The following is a 15,224-nucleotide window of genomic DNA, read 5'->3' as shown; positions in this document are numbered from 1 at the left end:
GCCGCTTCCGGGTCGCCGCCCTGGCTGCCGCCCGACGCGGGAACCCGGCGGCCTCCGGCGCACCCGCCCGAGGGCCGCCCGCGCGTCAGCCGGCGACGGCGAGGGCGAGGGGGAGCACGTCGGGCGCGCCGGCCCGGCGCAGCAGCCGGGTCACCATGGTCAGGGTCCAGCCCGTGTCCACCAGGTCGTCGACGAGCAGCACCGGGCCGTCCAGCCCGGCGAGCGCGCCGGCCAGTTCGTCCGGCACGGCGAAGGCGTCGTGCAGGGCGCGTACCCGCTGGGCGCTGTTGCCGCGCGGCCCGTCCGGGCCGGCGGACCCGGCGGGAACCACCTGGCCGAGCAGCGGCAGCCGGCCCACCGTGGCGATCCGCTCGGCGAGCGAGCCGACCAGCGCGGGCCGCCGCCGGGAGCCGACCGCGACCACGCCGACCGGGCGGCGGGGCCACGGGTCGTCGCCGTGCGCCCACGCCTTCAGCACCTCGACCACCGCGCCGGCCACGTCGTCGGGGACCGGCCGGTCGGCCGCGTCCGGCCCGACCAGCTCGCGCAGCCGACCGCCCCAGCCCAGGTCGGACAGCCGCCCCACGGCCCGCCCCGGCAGCGCCTGCTCCGCCGGGGGGATCCGGCCCTTCAGCGGTACGCCCACCGCGTCCAGCCCGGTCGGCCACAGCTTCTTCGGCGCGATCTCCACCCCGGGACGCCCGAGGTACGCCTGCGCGGCGCCCTGCGCCGGCCCGGACACCTCGGCTGTGAACAGCGGCCCGGCGCACCGGTCGCACCGGCCGCAGTCGCCCGCCCCGACGTCGTCCAGGCACTCGCGCAGATACCGCATCCGGCAGCCGGGCGTGGTCGCGTACTCCCGCATGGCCTGCTGCTCGGCGGTGCGGGCCTGGGCGACGCGGCGCAACCGGGCCTCGTCGTAGACCCAGGGCTCGCCGGTGGCGAGCCAGCCGCCGCGCACCCGGCGGACCGCGCCGTCCACGTCGAGCACCTTGAGCATCAGCTCCAGCCGGGCCCGGCGCAGGTCGACGATCGGCTCCAGGGCCTGGGTGGACAGCGGCCGGTCGGTGTGCAGGGCGGCCAGCACGGCCCGGACCTGCTCCTCGGGCGGGAACGCGAGCGAGGCGAAGTACCGCCAGATGGCCGCGTCCTCGACGCCGGGCAGCAGCAGCACCTCGGCGTGCTCGACGGCCCGGCCGGCGCGGCCGACCTGCTGGTAGTACGCGATCGGCGACGGCGGGGCGCCGAGGTGCGCCACGAAGCCGAGGTCGGGCTTGTCGAAGCCCATGCCCAGCGCGCTCGTGGCGACGAGCGCCTTGATCTTGTTGTCCAGCAGGTCCTGCTCGGCGGCCCGCCGGTCGGCGTCCTCGGTCTGCCCCGTGTACGAGGCCACCGGGTACCCCCGCGAGCGCAGGAACTCCGCCGTCTCGCCGGCCGCCGCCACGGTCAGCGTGTAGATGATCCCCGACCCGGGGAGCCGGTCCAGGTGGTCGGCGAGCCAGCCGAGCCGGTGCGCCGGGCTGGGCAGGTCCAGCACGCCCAGCCGCAGCGACTCCCGGTCCAGGGTCCCGCGCAGCACCAGCACGTCCGGGCGCTCGGCGGCCGGGGCGGCCAGTTCGGTGCCGAGCTGCTCGGCGACGTCGGCGGTGACCCGGGCGTTGGCGGTGGCCGTGGTGGCGAGCACGGGCGTGCGCTCGGGCAGGTTGCCGAGGAACGTACGCAGCCGCCGGTAGTCGGGCCGGAAGTCGTGCCCCCAGTCGGAGACGCAGTGCGCCTCGTCGACCACCAGCAGGCCGGTGGTGGCCGCCAGCCTCGGCAGCACGGTGTCCCGGAAGTCCGGGTTGTTGAGCCGTTCCGGGCTGATCAGCAGCACGTCGACCGTGCCGGCGTGGATCTCGGCGGTGATCTCGTCCCACTCGTCGAGGTTGGCCGAGTTGATGGTGCGGGCCCGGATGCCGGCCCGGGCCGCCGCCTCGACCTGGTTGCGCATGAGCGCCAGCAGCGGCGACACGATCACCGTCGGGCCGGCGGCGGCGGGGGGCTCCCGCAGCAGGGCGGTGGCCACGAAGTAGACCGCCGACTTGCCCCACCCGGTGCGCTGCACGCAGAGCACCCGCCGCCGGTCGACGACCAGCGCCTCGATGGCCCGCCACTGGTCCTCCCGCAGCCGGGCGTGCTCCCCGGCCAACCGCCGCAGCACCGCCTCGGCCCGCTCCCGTACCGCCGCCCGATCCTGGCTCATCCGGCATTTCTACCAGCGCCGCCCCACCCGGCTCCCTTCCGGCTCCGCCCGCCCCGCCTTCACGAGGGGGGCCAGGCGGGATCTCAGGCTGGCCAGGCCGCCGGGGAAGAAGTAGACGGCCAGGATGAAGACCGTGCCCAGGACGAACAGGGGCTGGCTCAGGGGGCGGCTGAGGAACGCCGGGAGGGCCTCGACCGCGTCGCTGGTGCCGAAGGCGGTCAGGCGGTGGTCCAGGTACATGTAGAGGATGCCGCCCAGGACCGGGCCCCAGCGGGTGCCGGGACCGCCCAGCACCACCATGACCAGCAGCGACAGGGTCAGCTCGCTGGAGGTGATGTGCGGGGACGCGCCGCCGACGATCAGGCAGTAGACCGCTCCCCCGCTGGCCGCGAGCCCGCCGGCCAGCGTGAACGCGACCAGCTTGAACCGGTACGGGTCGAGCCCGAGCACCCCGATCCGCCGCTCGTCGTCGCGCAGCCCGGCGAGCACCCGCCCGGTCGGCGAGCCGGCGACCCGGTGCACCACGAAGACCACCAGGGCCAGGTACGCCAGCGCCAGCCAGTACAGGTTGACCGTGTTCGCCACCCCGACCAGCCCGGCGGGCAGCCCCGACACGTCCAGCGGCAGCCCCTCCTCGCCGCCGGTCAGCCCGCCGAAGTCCCGGGCCACCAGGATCGCCCCGACCTGGGCGAAGGCGAGGGTGACCATGGCGAACGCGATCCCGGCGGTACGCAGCGCCACCGCGCCGAGCAGGCCGGCCAGGATCGTCCCGCCGGTGACGGTCAGCAGCGCGGCCTGCCACAGCGGCAGCCCGGCCCGGGTGATCAGGATGTCAGTGCCGTACACCCCGGCGGCGAAGTACAGGGCGTGCCCGAAGGAGAGCATCCCGGTGCGGCCGAACAGCAGGTCGTAGCCGGCGGCCAGGCCGCCGAAGACCAGGCAGACGGCGAGCAGTTGCAGGGTGCCGGGCGAGTTCAGCGGCCCCTCGAAGATTCCGGGCAACCGCACCGTCGAGTACGGCAGGACCGCCGCGACCGCCAGCGCCAGCAGCGGCAGGTACGGCCGCAGCCCGTGCCAGGCCCGCCGGTGCGGGGTCAACTCGTCCGGCACCCGCGCCGGGGGCACCTCCACCACGGACTCGGTCATGCGTGAGCCACCTTTCCGGCGATGCCCTGGGGACGCAGCAGCAACACCACGGCCAGCAGCGCGACGACGCACAGGTCGCCGACGCCGGACGCGCCGTAGTAGTTGACGAACTGTTGCAGCAGGCCGACGGCGACCGCCGCGTAGGCGGAGCCGACCACCGAGCCCATCCCGCCGATCACCACCACGATGAACGCGAAGATCAGCAGTGAACCGCCCTGGCCCGGCGAGACGGTGCCGAGGTAGACGCCGCCGAGCGCGCCGGCCAGCGCGGCGGCGGCCCCGCCGATCGCGAAGACCAGGGTGAACGCCTTGCGCACGTCGATGCCGAGCGCGGTGACCATCTCCCGGTTCTCCACCCCGGCCCGGATGATCAGGCCGTACCGGGTCCAGTGCAGGAACGCCAGCAGCCCGCCCAGCACCAGCACGGCCGCGCCGATCAGCAGCAGGCCGCCGTTGGGCACCTGCGCGCCGAGGATCCCGGTGACCCGCCGGGTCCACTCGGGGCGGGGGAACGGCCGGGCGTCGGCGCCCCAGGTGGCCTGGAGCAGCGCCACCCCGGCCAGCGACAGGCCGACGGTGACCAGCACCTGCTCGATGGTGCGCGAGTACAGCGGCCGGATCAGCACCAGCTCGACCAGCACCGCGACCAGCGTGCCGGCGGCCACCCCGAAGGCGACCGCGAGCACGAAGCCGAGCCCCTCCGCGCCGGCGCCGGGCAGGTTGCCCGCCGCCCACCAGGTCGCGTACGCCCCCACGCCGAGGAACAGCCCGTGCGCGAAGTTGAGCACGTCGGCGAGGCCGAACACCAGCGACAGCCCGGACGCGACGAGGAAGTACAGCGCCGCCAGGCCCAGCCCGGTCAGCGCCAGCAGCACGACGGTGTTCACGCGCGCACCTCCGGGCCGACGCCGAGCAGGGACTTCGTCAGGGCCGTCTCCAGCAGCAGTTCGTGGGCGTTCCCGTGCCACGCGACCCGGCCGGCGGAGAGCACCACCGCGTCCCGGGCCAACCGGCGGACCACGGCCAGGTTCTGCTCGACCAGCAGCACCGGGACCGACTCCGCGACCCGTTCCAGCACCTCGGCCACCTCGGTCACCACCTTCGGCGCCAACCCCTTGGTCGGCTCGTCGACCAGCAGCAGCCGGTTGTCGTTGAGCAGCACCCGGCCGATGGCGAGCATCTGCTGCTGCCCGCCGGAGAGCGAGCCGGCCCGTTGCCGTCCGCGCCGGTCCAGCTCGGGGAAGAGCGCGAAGACCCGGTCGTACGCCGGGGTGGTGCCCCGCCGCTCGGCGAGCCGCAGGTTCTCCGCGACGGTGAGCCCGGCGAACACGCAGCGGTCCTCCGGCACGTACCCGAGCCCGTCGCGGACCAGCCGGTGGGTGGGTCGGGCGAGCAGGGTCTGCGCGCCCATCCGGACCGTGCCGCGCACCTCGCCGTTCCGCGGGGTCAGACCGACGATCGCGCGCAGCGTGGTGGTCTTGCCGACGCCGTTGCGTCCGAGCAGCACCGTGACGCCGGTCGGCGCGACGGTGAACGACACCCCCTGGAGGATGTGCAACCCGGCGATCCGCACGGACAGGTCCGCCACGGTCAGGACCGGCTCACCCGTCGCGCTCACAGCGATTCCCCCAGGTACGCCTCCTGGACCGTGGTGTTGGCCATCACGGTCTCCGGGGTGTCGCAGGCCAGCAGCGCCCCGTGGTGCATCACGGCGATCCGGTCGGCCAGCTCCAGGATCACGTCCATGTGGTGCTCCACCATGAGCACCGCCCGGCCGCTGTCGTCGGTCAACGACTTGATGACCGCGACCAGCTCGGGCACGTCCTCGGCGCTGACCCCGGCCATCGGCTCGTCGAGCAGCATCACCCGGGGCTCCCCGGCGAGCAGCAGGGCGATCTCCAGCTTGCGCTTCTCGCCGTGGGCGAGGGTGCCGGCGAGGGCCGTACCCCGGTGGTGCAGGCCGACCCGGTCGAGCGCCGCGTCGGCGGCGGCGGCCACCTCCCGGTCGGCCGCCGCCCGCCGCCACAGCTTCATCGAGCCACCCCGGTGCGCCTGTACGGCGAGCCGGACGTTCTCCCGCACGCTCAGCGAGCCGAAGACCGAGGACGACTGGAAGGTGCGCCCCAACCCGCGTCGGGCCCGCCGGTGCGGCGGGAGAGCGGTGACGTCCTCGCCGTCCAGCAGGACCTGACCCGCGGTCGGCGGGCGCAGGCCGGTGATCAGGTTGAACAGTGAGGTTTTGCCGGCGCCGTTCGGCCCGATGACCCCGAGGAACTCCCCGGGTGCCAGGTCGAGGTAGACGCTGTCGACGATGGCGACCTCACCGATCCGCCAGGTCAGACCACGGGTGGCGAGCACGGGTCAGCCCTTCATCTGGCCGACCGGCGGCGCGGTCTCGTCGCCGGTCAGGCTCTTCTGGGCGGTCGCCGTGTACGCGGTGCCGCTGCCGGCCAGCTTGGCCTGGAACATCGGCTGGAGCAGGGCGTGGTCCTCGGCGCGGATCTTCATCGTGCCCTTGACGCCCTCGAAGCTCCAGCCCTCCAGGCCCGTGACCATCTTGTCCACGTCGTCGCCGCCCTGCTCGACCGCGCGGACGACCATCTGCGCGGCGGCGAAGCCGTCCGGGTGGAACAGGTCGAGGGTGCCGCCGGGGACCTTGGCCTTGGCGGCCTTCGCGGCCTCGGTGTCGGCGGCCCCGTCGAACCAGTGCGACAGGAACGAGATCTTGCTGCCGGCCGCGCCGAAGGTCGGCCAGGACGCGCGGATGTCCAGGCCGGTGACCACCGTGGTGGAGGAGAGCACGCCCTGCTGGTCGAGGGTCTGCCACATGGCGGGGGCGGTGGTGCCGGCCCAGGCCACGAAGAGCAGATCGGGCTTGCCGGCCTTGATCTGGCTGGCGAACGGGGTGAACTCGGTGGCGCTGGCCGGCGCGCGGACGCTGGTCACGCTCGCCCCGGCGCCGCCGATCACGGCCTTCACGGCGGCCTCGTTGGCGTCGCCGAACGCGCCGTCCTGAGCGAAGACGACCACCTTCTTGCCGGCCGGGTCGCCGATGAACGACTTCGCGGTCACCACGTCCTGGTACGACTGCCGCCCGGACCGGAACGTGTACCTGTTCGCCCCGGTCACGGCGTCGGTGGCGGCCGGGCCGGAGATGAACAGCGCCTTGTTCTGGGCGGCGATCGGGGCCACCTGGAGGGCCACGCCGGACGAGGTCGAGCCGGCGATGATCTTCGTACCCTTGCCGATCAGGTCCTTGGCCGCGGAGACCGCCTTCGCCGGGTCGCCCGCGTCGTCGACCTCGGTGACCTCGATCGTCCGGTCGCCGACCTTGCCGGTGCCCCTGGTGGCGAAGTCGAGGCCCGCCCTGAACCCCTCGACGTACTGCTTGCCGTAGCTGGCCAGGGCTCCCGACTGGGAGTAGACCAGGCCGACCTTGACCGGGGCGGCGCCGTCACCGCCGCCGGAGGCGGTGTCCTGCGGGCTGCCACAGGCCGTGGCGGCGAGCGCCGCAGCCATCATCGTGGCGGCGGAGAGGAACACCCGCCGCGTCGTCCGGACCGTCATTGCGACTCCACGTGAGGACTCGGAGGAAGGAACGTCATGTGTCGGCTCACGCTAGAAGTGACGTCACCCACGGGCCATGTGGCGGAAACACATAAGTAACGCTGGTGGGGTGGCCGACCGGGACAACCACCCGCTGCGCGTGACATCGCCCCCGACGTGCGGCGGTCCGCCTACCCACCGCCCACCGCGCCCATGTGTCGCCACCCGCCACCACCCGCCACCCGCCGGTCGCCGGTCGCCGGTCGCCGGTCGATCGCGCACCGGTACCGCCGGCCGGTTCACCAGTTAGTTAACTCGCCGCCTTTGGAGCTGATGTCCTCAACGACTCAGCCCCGCCGCGACACCCGTTCCGGGCGCCGGGCACGGGGGGCCGAGCCGAGGGCTCTGGCGGGCTGGTCGACTCCGTGTCGGTGAACCCGGGCAGGTCCCGTCTCCCTCGCGCCGCAAGGTCACTGACGACCTGGACCAGGGCCGGCGGGACCACCCGGTGTCACTGACACCGCGAAACACGACGCGCGGCGGCGCGAGGGGCAGCAGCGCTTGAGTCGTTCACGACATCAGCTCCATAGGCAACCGAATGGTGACTGCGAGCACCGGCCGGTCCTGTCCGGACGGCATCGGCCCGCCGACCCCGGGCCTGGAGTGGCGGGCCGAACGACGGAACAAGAAGACGGGGACACGGGAGCGGGGAGACTGGGAGCGGCGAGACTGGGAGCGGCGAGACTGGGAGCGGGGTTCAGCGGCGGGGTAGGCCGGCGCGGGGTTCAGCGGCGGGGGTGGTGGGGGCCAGCAGCCCGCCGGCGGCGTCCCGGGGAACGATCAGGTTCTTGTGCGCGCCGACCCCGTTCGCGTATCCGGCGATCCACTTCAGGCCGGCGGCCGAGGCCAGGTCGGCGTAGGTGCGCGGGTCACCGTTGACGGTGAAGTCGTACGGGCGGCCGGCCGCGCGAGGAGTTGGGCGAGCGGGATGTCGATCATCCCGTTCAGCTTGCGCAGGTTCGCCGTCTCGAAGGACTGGATGATCACCGGGTCGTCGCGGTGGGTCAGTCGGTTGGCCCTGAGCACCTTGACCAGCGGCTCCTCCAGGTCGATGACCTCCTGGAGGGTGGGCACCGGGAACCGGCCGTCGAACGCGGTGTTCGCCACCCGCACCAGGGGCAGCCGCTCCTTGGCCCGCAGCGTCCTCAGCTCGGCCAGGGTGAAGTCCTCGGTGAACCAGCCGGTCACCGCCACCCCGTCGATGGTCTTCGTCGCCTTGCGGACGGCGAACTCGGGGCGGGCCGCCACGTCGGTCGTACCGGATATCTCGTTCTCGTGCCGGGCGACGAGCTGGCCGTCCTTCGTCGAGACCAGGTCCGGCTCGATGTAGTCGGCGCCCATCCGGATCGCCAGCCGGTACGCCTCCAGGGTGTGCTCGGGCCGGTAGCCGCTGGCGCCCCGGTGGCCGACCACGATCGGCCGGTCGGCGGCCCAGGACTGCTCCGGGCCGGGCCGCGGGTCGGCCGAGGCCGTCACGGCCGGCACCACCACGGCCGGCACCACCACGGCCGCCGCGAGCAACGCGCCGGCCACGCCGAGGGCGGAAAGGGCACGTCGCAACGCCGTCTCCTGTCGTCGAGGGATGGCGCTCAGCAGACCGGGTCCGGTTGACGGGAAGTTGGTCGAGGACTGGCCGGAAGGTGAGTCTCCGGGATGGGCGTTTCGGCACCGGCGACCGGCCGGAACAGGAAGATTGTCTGGTGCGCCGGTTACTCCGTCACCCCATCCGGCTGGTGCCGTTCGGGTTCCTGGCGGCGATCCTGCTCGGCACCGGCCTGCTGATGCTGCCCGCCGCGACCAGCGAAGAGAGGCACACCCCGCTGGCTACCGCCCTGTTCACCGCGACGTCGGCGGTCTCGGTGACCGGCCTGGCGGTCACCGACACCCCGCACTACTGGAACGGCTTCGGGCTGGTGATGATCACCGTGCTCACCCAGGTCGGCGGCCTGGGCATCCTGACCGGGGCGGCCCTGGTCAGCCTGGCGGTGTCCCGGCGGCTGGGGCTGGCCAACCGGCTGCTGGTGCAGGCGGAGACCGCCGAGTACGGCATCGGCGATGTCGGTTGGCTGCTGGCCCGGATCGCGGGCACCGTGCTGGCCTGCGAGGCGTTGATGACAGCGATCGTCACCGGGCGGCTGTGGCTGACGTACGACTACCCACCCGGCCGGGCACTCTGGTACGGGGTCTTCCACGCCGTCCAGGCGTTCAACAACGGAGGCTTCACCCTCTACTCCGACGGGCTGCTCGCCTTCTCCCGCGACCCCTGGGTGTCACTGCCGCTGGCGTTCGGGGCGATCGTCGGCGGGCTGGGCTTCCCCGCGCTGTTCGAGGCGGTACGCAAGTGGCGGCGGCCGGCCGGGTGGCAGATCGCCACCAAGCTGACGATCTGGGGCAGCGTGGTGCTGGTGGTGGGCGGCTTCGGCTGCCTGTTGCTCGCCGAATGGAACAACCCCCACACCATCGGCGGGTACGACCCGCCCGGCAAGGTGCTGGCCTCGTTCACCCAGATCGCGCTGAGCCGCACCGGCGGCTTCGACGTGATCAACGTCAGACAGCTGAGCGAGGAGAGCTACCCCCTGCTGATCGCGCTGATGTTCATCGGCGGCGGCGCGGCCAGCACGGCCGGCGGCATCAAGGTCTCCACCTTCTTCCTGCTCGCCTTCGTCATCTGGGCGGAGCTGCGCGGCGAGCCGGACGTCACGGTGGGCCGCCGGCGGGTGGCCGAGGCCAGCCAGCGCCAGGCGCTCACCGTGGCGCTGCTCAGCGTGGCGCTGGTCGCCGTCGGCACGCTGGGCGTGGTCCTGGTGACCACCGGAGTGCGCTACTACCAGTCGCTGTTCGAGGTGACGTCGGCGTTCAGCACCACCGGCCTCACGGTCGGGCTCACCACGCGACTGCCCGCTCCCGGCGTGTACCTGCTGACCGCCCTGATGTACATCGGACGGGTCGGCCCGCTCACCCTCGGGTCCGCAATCGCGTTGAACACCCGACGGCGCCTGTACCGCTACCCCGAGGAGCAACCCATTGTCGGCTAGGAACACGGACGACACCGGCGTCGTGGTGATCGGCCTGGGGCGGTTCGGCTGTCACCTGGCCACGTCGCTGACCCAACTCGGCCACGAAGTGCTCGCCATCGACCACAGCGCCGACCGGGTACAGAAGTGGTCCCGGTCGCTGGACCGGGTGGTGCAGGCGGACGCCACCGAGGAGGGCGCGCTGCGCCAGATCGGGGTGACCGACTTCCGGCGGGTGGTGGTGGCGATCGGCGCCTCGCTGGACGCCAGCGTGCTGACCGTCCTCGCGTTGGCCGAGCTGGGGATACCGCAGATCTGGGCCCGCGCGACCTCGGAGAAGCACGCGAAGATTCTCGGCTCCGTCGGCGCCCACCACGTGATCTTCCCGGAGGCGGAGACCGGGGAGCGGGTGGCGCACCTGATCGTCAGCAGGATGCTGGACTTCATCGAGTTCGGCGACGACTTCGCCATCGCCAGGGTCCGGGTGCCGGACGCGCTGGTCGGCCGGCCGCTGCGCGAGCTGGCCCCGGCCGACCGCTACGGGGTGATGGTGGTCGGGGCGAAGCGGCCTGGGGAGCGGTTCCGGTACGCGGACCCGGGCACCGTGCTCACCGCCGGAAGCATGCTGATCGTGGAGGGCAGCATCGCCCAGCTACAGCGCTTCGCCGCGCTGACCTGACCGGCCGCCCGACCGGTCACTTCCCCTTGCCTGGCTGCACGGGCTTCTTGGCCTTGCCGGGCTTCGCGGGCTTCTCGGCCTTCGCCTTCGATTTGCTGCCAGAGCCGCTCGCCGAGCCACCCCCGCCCGAGGAGCCGGAGCCGGCCCTGGCGACCGTCGCCTTCTTCGTGGTGGTCTTCACCGGGGCCTTGGGCGTCGGGGCGGCCTTCGGCACCGACCCGGCCACCCCGGAGACCTGCACCCGGCAGGTGGTGTCGCCGAGGCGGAACTCCACCGGCAGCGGGTTCGCCCCGGTGTACCGGCCGGTGAGGGCGACCTTGCGGGCCGCGCCAGGAGCCAGCGCGACCTGCGTCGCGGCGGGCCGGACCTCGACGGTGCGGCCCTGCTGGTGGACGGACGGGTCGGCCTTCGTCACCGTCTGCTGGCCGGGGAACGTGAAGCTCATCGTCCAGTTCCGCAGCTCGCGGTCGCCGGTGTTGGTCAGGGTCAGCTCGGCCGAGAAGTCCTTGCCGGAGTCCTTGCGCAGCGAGTAGTCGACGGCGCAGGGGGGCGGACCGGTCAGCCCCATCCGGGCCTCGGTGGGTTGCTCCACGCCGCCGCTGGCCGGGCTGCGGGAGGTCACCCCCCACATCGTCGCGGTCACCGCGACCAGGCCCGCCGCCGCGACCCCCGCCTCGACCCTGCGCCGCCGGGCGACGGCCTTCCGGCCGCGGGTCCGGCCGGAGAACGGCAACGCGTCGGTGTCGGTCGACCAGGGCAGGATCGTGGTGCCGGCGTTGGCCAGCACGGCCGGGTCGAGCTGGGTCTCGTCGCCCGGGCCCGGGGCCGGCGACACCGGCACCGCGGCCAGCATCCCGGCGGCCTCCGCGAGCGTGCGGGCCACCTCGGCGGTGGCCGGGCGGTCGGCGGGGCGCTTGGCCAGGCAGCGGCGCACCAGCTCGGCGACCTCGTCGGGCAGCCCCGGCACCCCGGGCATCGGCTTCGGGTCGGCGTACATGTGGGCGCGGAGCATCTGGGTGGTGGTGCTCGCCTGCCAGGGCAGCCGGCCGGTGAGCATCCGGTACAGCAGCAGGCCGACGGCGTACACGTCGGTGGCCGGGGAGACCTGGCCGTTGTCCAGCCGCTCCGGCGCCAGGTACGCGGGGGTGCCGAGCAGGGTGCCGTCCGGCCCCTTCTCGCTTTCCCCGGCCAGCGCCGAGATGCCGAAGTCGACCACCTTCACCCCGGTCGAGGTGAGCATGACGTTACCCGGGGTGACGTCCCGGTGCACCACGCCCCGGGCGTGCGCGGTGGCCAGCGCCGAGGTGACCTCCGCGCCGATCGTCACCGCCTCCCGCCAGGGCAGCGTCCCGCCCCGGCCGAGCCGGGCGCTCAGCGGGCCGCCGTCGACCAGCTCCATGACGACGTACGGCACGGTCAGCCCGACCTGCTCGGACTCGCCGTAGTCGTAGACGTTCGTGATGTTGGGGTGGCAGAGCCGGGCGGCGGCCTGCGCCTCGATCCGGATCCGGTGCCGGAACGCCCGGTCGCTGGCCAGCCGGGAGGCGAGCACCTTCACCGCCACCTGCCGGCCCAGCACCTCGTCGTACCCCCGCCAGACGACGGACATGCCGCCCGCGCCGAGCTGCTCGATCAGCCGGTACCGCTCACCGAGCAGCTGTGCGCCGTTACGGACCGCTCCACCCATGGTCGGAGTTGTTGCCCGAGCTGGGCGTTCCTAACCCTCGACGGTCAGAATCGGTCAGCCAATCACCCGATCAGGCGGTCGCCAGCAGTTGGTCCACCGGGGCGTAGTCGTCGGTGAGCACCAGCGCGTCGCCGACGAACGCGTCCAGCACCTCGCCGGAGAGCACGCCCGCCGTCTCGGGCAACCCGGACACCCGCTGCCGCAGCGGGGCCAGCGGCAGCGGCGCGTCGGAGGCGACGATGAGGAAGTTGGACCCCACCAGGCCGGCGACCGCGTCGGGCGGGGCCACCAGGGCGACGTGCCGGAACGCGGCGGCGACGGTGGCCAGCTCGCTGCGGACGAACCGGCCGGGCGGGTAGTCGATGACGTTCTGCACGTAGATCCCGCCGGGGCGCAGCACCCGGTTGACCTCGTCGGCCATCTCCCGGGTGGCCAGGTGCCAGGGCACCACGAGGTGCCCGAAGGCGTCGCCGACCACCAGGTCCCGGCTGTCGGTGGCCGCCCGGCCGACCAGCATCCGGGCGTCACCGATCTCCGTGCGCAGGTCCGGGCCGGCGCGTACGCCGAGCTTCGCCCGGTCCAGCTCGACCAGGCCGCCGTCGATCTCGAAGACCAGGTTGTCGGTGCCCGGCCGGGTGGCGGTCAGGTAGCGCGGCACCGTGAAGCCGCCGCCGCCCAGGTGCAGGGCGTCCAGCCGCTGCCCGGCCGGCGCGGCCACGTCGGCCGCCGCGCCGATCCACCGCGTGTACGCGTACTCAAGGTGGGTCGGGTCGTTCAGGTCGACGTACGAGTGCTGGGCGGAGTTCAGCAGCAGCGTCCGCCCGGACGGGCGATCGGGATCGGTCTGCACCGACGCGCAGTGGTACGCCGTCTCCACGTCGCACGGGTTCGGGGCGACCGTGGTCAGCCCGGCCCCGACCAGCCCCAGCACCGCCACGGCGACCTTCGCCCGGCCGGGACCGGGCAGCCCCGCGCGCGCCCGCCGGTGCAGGTACGCCCCCAGGCCCAGCCCGGTGCCCCCGAGCAGCACCGCCAGGGCGAGCACGATGGCGGTGCTGGGCAGCGCGGCCACCAGCACGAACCCGGTCAGCAGGGTGGCCGTGATGCCGCCGAGCGTGCCGATGCCGGAGAGCCGGCCGACCACCTGACCGGTGCGCCGCAGGTCGGCGAGCTGGAGCTTGACCACCAGCGGGGTGACCGCCGAGAGCAGCGCCGCCGGCACGAACACGGCGAGCGCGGTGAGCAGCAGGACGGCGCTGGCCGCCCCGCCGCGCAGCAGCTCGCCGGCGTACCGGACGACCGGCAGGGTGACCGCGGTGGCGATGCCGGCGAGCACCAGCGCCGGGGCGATCAGGGTGCGCGGGTCCCGCCGGTCGGCCAGCCAGCCGCCGGTCCACGCCCCGTACGCGATCGCGGCCAGCGCGATGCCGATGACCGAGCTGGTGACCTGGAGGGTGACCCCCACGTACGGGCCGACCAGGCGCAGGGAGACGGTCTCCAGCACCAGCACCGCGCCGCTGGATGCGAAGACCAGGAACGCGGCGAGCCCGTTGGGCAGGGCGCGGTCGGCGGGCGGCGCGGGCCGCGCCGGCTCGGTCGCGACGTCGGACGATGAGCTGCTCACCGTCGCGATGGTACGCAGCGAAGCTGGCAGCCCGGGTCAGTACATCGAGAGATGAACATGGTTCGTGTGATCGGCGGCGGGGCTGCCGCTGCCGCTGTACGCCCGCCACCCGGTGTTCGGCATCCAGATCTGGCGGTACCAGATCACGTAGAGCACCCCGAGCCGGCTGGCGTTGTTCTTGTAGTAGTTGGCCAGGCTGTCGCCGTACGCCTTGTCGCCGCCGGTGGCCGTCTCGTCCTTGAAGCCGCTGGTGGCGGCGGAGAAGTCGCAGGCCCGTCCCTTGGGGTGCTCGCCGCTGCCGCCGCTGCGGAAGCAGGAGACGTACCGCTTGTAGCCGGCGGCCTTGGCCTGTTGCATGGCGTGCAGGGTGCGCGGGGTGATGCAGCCGGAGGTGGTCGGGTCGTTGACCGAACAGGACTCCGACGGCCAGGACCCGTCGGAGTTGCGCGGGGCCGGCTTGGCCGAGGAGGAGCCGCCGCTGAACCCGGCGCCGCTGCCGGAGCTGACGGCGGCCAGCGCCTTCTCGGCCTCCTGCTTCTTCTTCGCCAGCGCCACGAGCTGCTTCCGCTGCTCGCGGACCTCGGTGTCGACGGCGATCTTGGCGCGGGTCGCCTCGTCGCGGGCCTGGGCCAGGTCGCGCAGCCGGCGGCTGTCCCGCTGGGCCATCACGTCCAGCTCGGCGGCACGGCGCAGGAACGTCTCCGGCGACGCGCTCTGCAACAGCAGCGCCGGGGCACTCACCCGCCCCAGCCGGTACGACTGCACGGCCACCTCGTTGACCTGCGCGGTCAGCTCCACCAGCCGGGTCTCGACGACCTTGAACTGGACGGTCAGCAACTGCTGCCGGCGCTTGGAGTTGTCCAGCTTCGCCTTGGCCTCGATGTGCCCCTTGGCGGCGGCCTCCAGCGAGTCGCGCAGCTGCTTGGTCCCGCCCTCGTTGGGCTCGGCCGAGGCGGGCACCGCCCCGACGCCGAGCAGCAGCGCCACGGCGACCAGCAGCACGGTCAGCGCCCCCCGGCCGCGCCGGCCGGGCAGCGCGGTCAGCGGCCCGGTGCCGTGACGCCGGATGAGGCTGGTACTGGGCACGGGCAGCGTCCCTTCCCTTGACCGCCGGGGTCGTCCTCGGCGCGGCGGCGTCCCCCACCGGCGCCGGGCGGCGGCCTGCTGGGCGGAGACCGCCGGTCAGGATACCGGACCGACGGCCCGCCACCAGGCCCCGAGACCTC

The 15,224-nt window shown here is 73.7% G+C and carries 12 protein-coding genes; 2 read left to right on the top strand and 10 right to left on the bottom strand.

All coding sequences use genetic code 11. The features are described 5' to 3' along the window. Positions 1-85 precede the first annotated feature (85 nt). From C5N14_RS01615 to C5N14_RS01585, 7 genes are all read right to left on the bottom strand, one after another. Complete coding sequence (locus tag C5N14_RS01615) at positions 86-2,242, bottom strand: RecQ family ATP-dependent DNA helicase (RefSeq protein WP_117665013.1); 2,157 nt, start codon at positions 2,240-2,242, stop codon at positions 86-88. A 9-nt stretch (positions 2,243-2,251) separates the two neighbouring features. Next, positions 2,252-3,388, bottom strand: a complete 1,137-nt coding sequence (locus C5N14_RS01610) for a branched-chain amino acid ABC transporter permease (RefSeq protein WP_117665012.1) — start codon at positions 3,386-3,388, stop codon at positions 2,252-2,254. Beyond that, on the bottom strand, positions 3,385-4,275 hold the full coding sequence (locus C5N14_RS01605) for a branched-chain amino acid ABC transporter permease (protein WP_117665011.1): 891 nt from the start codon (positions 4,273-4,275) through the stop codon (positions 3,385-3,387). The genes C5N14_RS01610 and C5N14_RS01605 overlap by 4 nt, the downstream gene beginning before the upstream one ends. After that, complete coding sequence (locus C5N14_RS01600) at positions 4,272-5,006, bottom strand: ABC transporter ATP-binding protein (protein ID WP_117665010.1); 735 nt, start codon at positions 5,004-5,006, stop codon at positions 4,272-4,274. Before C5N14_RS01600 ends, C5N14_RS01605 begins: the two co-directional genes overlap by 4 nt. Then, positions 5,003-5,746, bottom strand: coding sequence for an ABC transporter ATP-binding protein (locus C5N14_RS01595; RefSeq protein WP_117665009.1), 744 nt, complete (start codon positions 5,744-5,746; stop codon positions 5,003-5,005). The genes C5N14_RS01600 and C5N14_RS01595 overlap by 4 nt, the downstream gene beginning before the upstream one ends. A 3-nt stretch (positions 5,747-5,749) precedes the next feature. After that, entirely contained in the window at positions 5,750-6,955 is a 1,206-nt protein-coding gene (locus C5N14_RS01590) for a substrate-binding domain-containing protein (protein ID WP_117665008.1), read from the bottom strand. Positions 6,956-7,822: 867 nt separating this feature from the next. Continuing rightward, positions 7,823-8,554 (bottom strand): glycerophosphodiester phosphodiesterase family protein, encoded by a 732-nt coding sequence (locus tag C5N14_RS01585; protein WP_371685782.1) that lies wholly within the window; start codon positions 8,552-8,554, stop codon positions 7,823-7,825. A gap of 140 nt (positions 8,555-8,694) precedes the next feature. Here C5N14_RS01585 and C5N14_RS01580 point away from each other — a divergent pair, with 140 nt between their 5' ends. Together C5N14_RS01580 and C5N14_RS01575 are read left to right on the top strand one after the other, a co-directional pair. Continuing rightward, positions 8,695-10,029: a TrkH family potassium uptake protein gene (locus tag C5N14_RS01580; RefSeq protein WP_117665007.1), complete on the top strand. Its 1,335-nt coding sequence runs from the start codon at positions 8,695-8,697 to the stop codon at positions 10,027-10,029. Further along, positions 10,019-10,687 (top strand): TrkA family potassium uptake protein, encoded by a 669-nt coding sequence (locus C5N14_RS01575; protein ID WP_117665006.1) that lies wholly within the window; start codon positions 10,019-10,021, stop codon positions 10,685-10,687. The genes C5N14_RS01580 and C5N14_RS01575 overlap by 11 nt, the downstream gene beginning before the upstream one ends. Before the next feature lie 16 nt (positions 10,688-10,703). Here the strand turns inward: C5N14_RS01575 and C5N14_RS01570 are convergent, their stop codons facing one another. From C5N14_RS01570 to C5N14_RS01560, 3 genes are all read right to left on the bottom strand, one after another. Further along, positions 10,704-12,374 carry a serine/threonine-protein kinase gene (locus tag C5N14_RS01570; RefSeq protein ID WP_117665005.1) on the bottom strand — a complete coding sequence of 557 codons (1,671 nt, stop codon included), beginning with the start codon at positions 12,372-12,374 and terminating at the stop codon, positions 10,704-10,706. A gap of 70 nt (positions 12,375-12,444) precedes the next feature. Further along, positions 12,445-13,998 (bottom strand): fused MFS/spermidine synthase, encoded by a 1,554-nt coding sequence (locus tag C5N14_RS01565; RefSeq protein ID WP_117665004.1) that lies wholly within the window; start codon positions 13,996-13,998, stop codon positions 12,445-12,447. Between the two features lie 36 nt (positions 13,999-14,034). Next, positions 14,035-14,997 (bottom strand): hypothetical protein, encoded by a 963-nt coding sequence (locus C5N14_RS01560; RefSeq protein ID WP_207892588.1) that lies wholly within the window; start codon positions 14,995-14,997, stop codon positions 14,035-14,037. Positions 14,998-15,224 lie beyond the last annotated feature (227 nt).

It is taken from the genome of Micromonospora sp. MW-13 (assembly GCF_003434305.1).
GTDB lineage: Bacteria > Actinomycetota > Actinomycetes > Mycobacteriales > Micromonosporaceae > Micromonospora.
The sequence above is the reverse complement of the archived record's forward strand: the minus strand, read 5'-3'. Positions and strand labels throughout refer to the sequence as shown.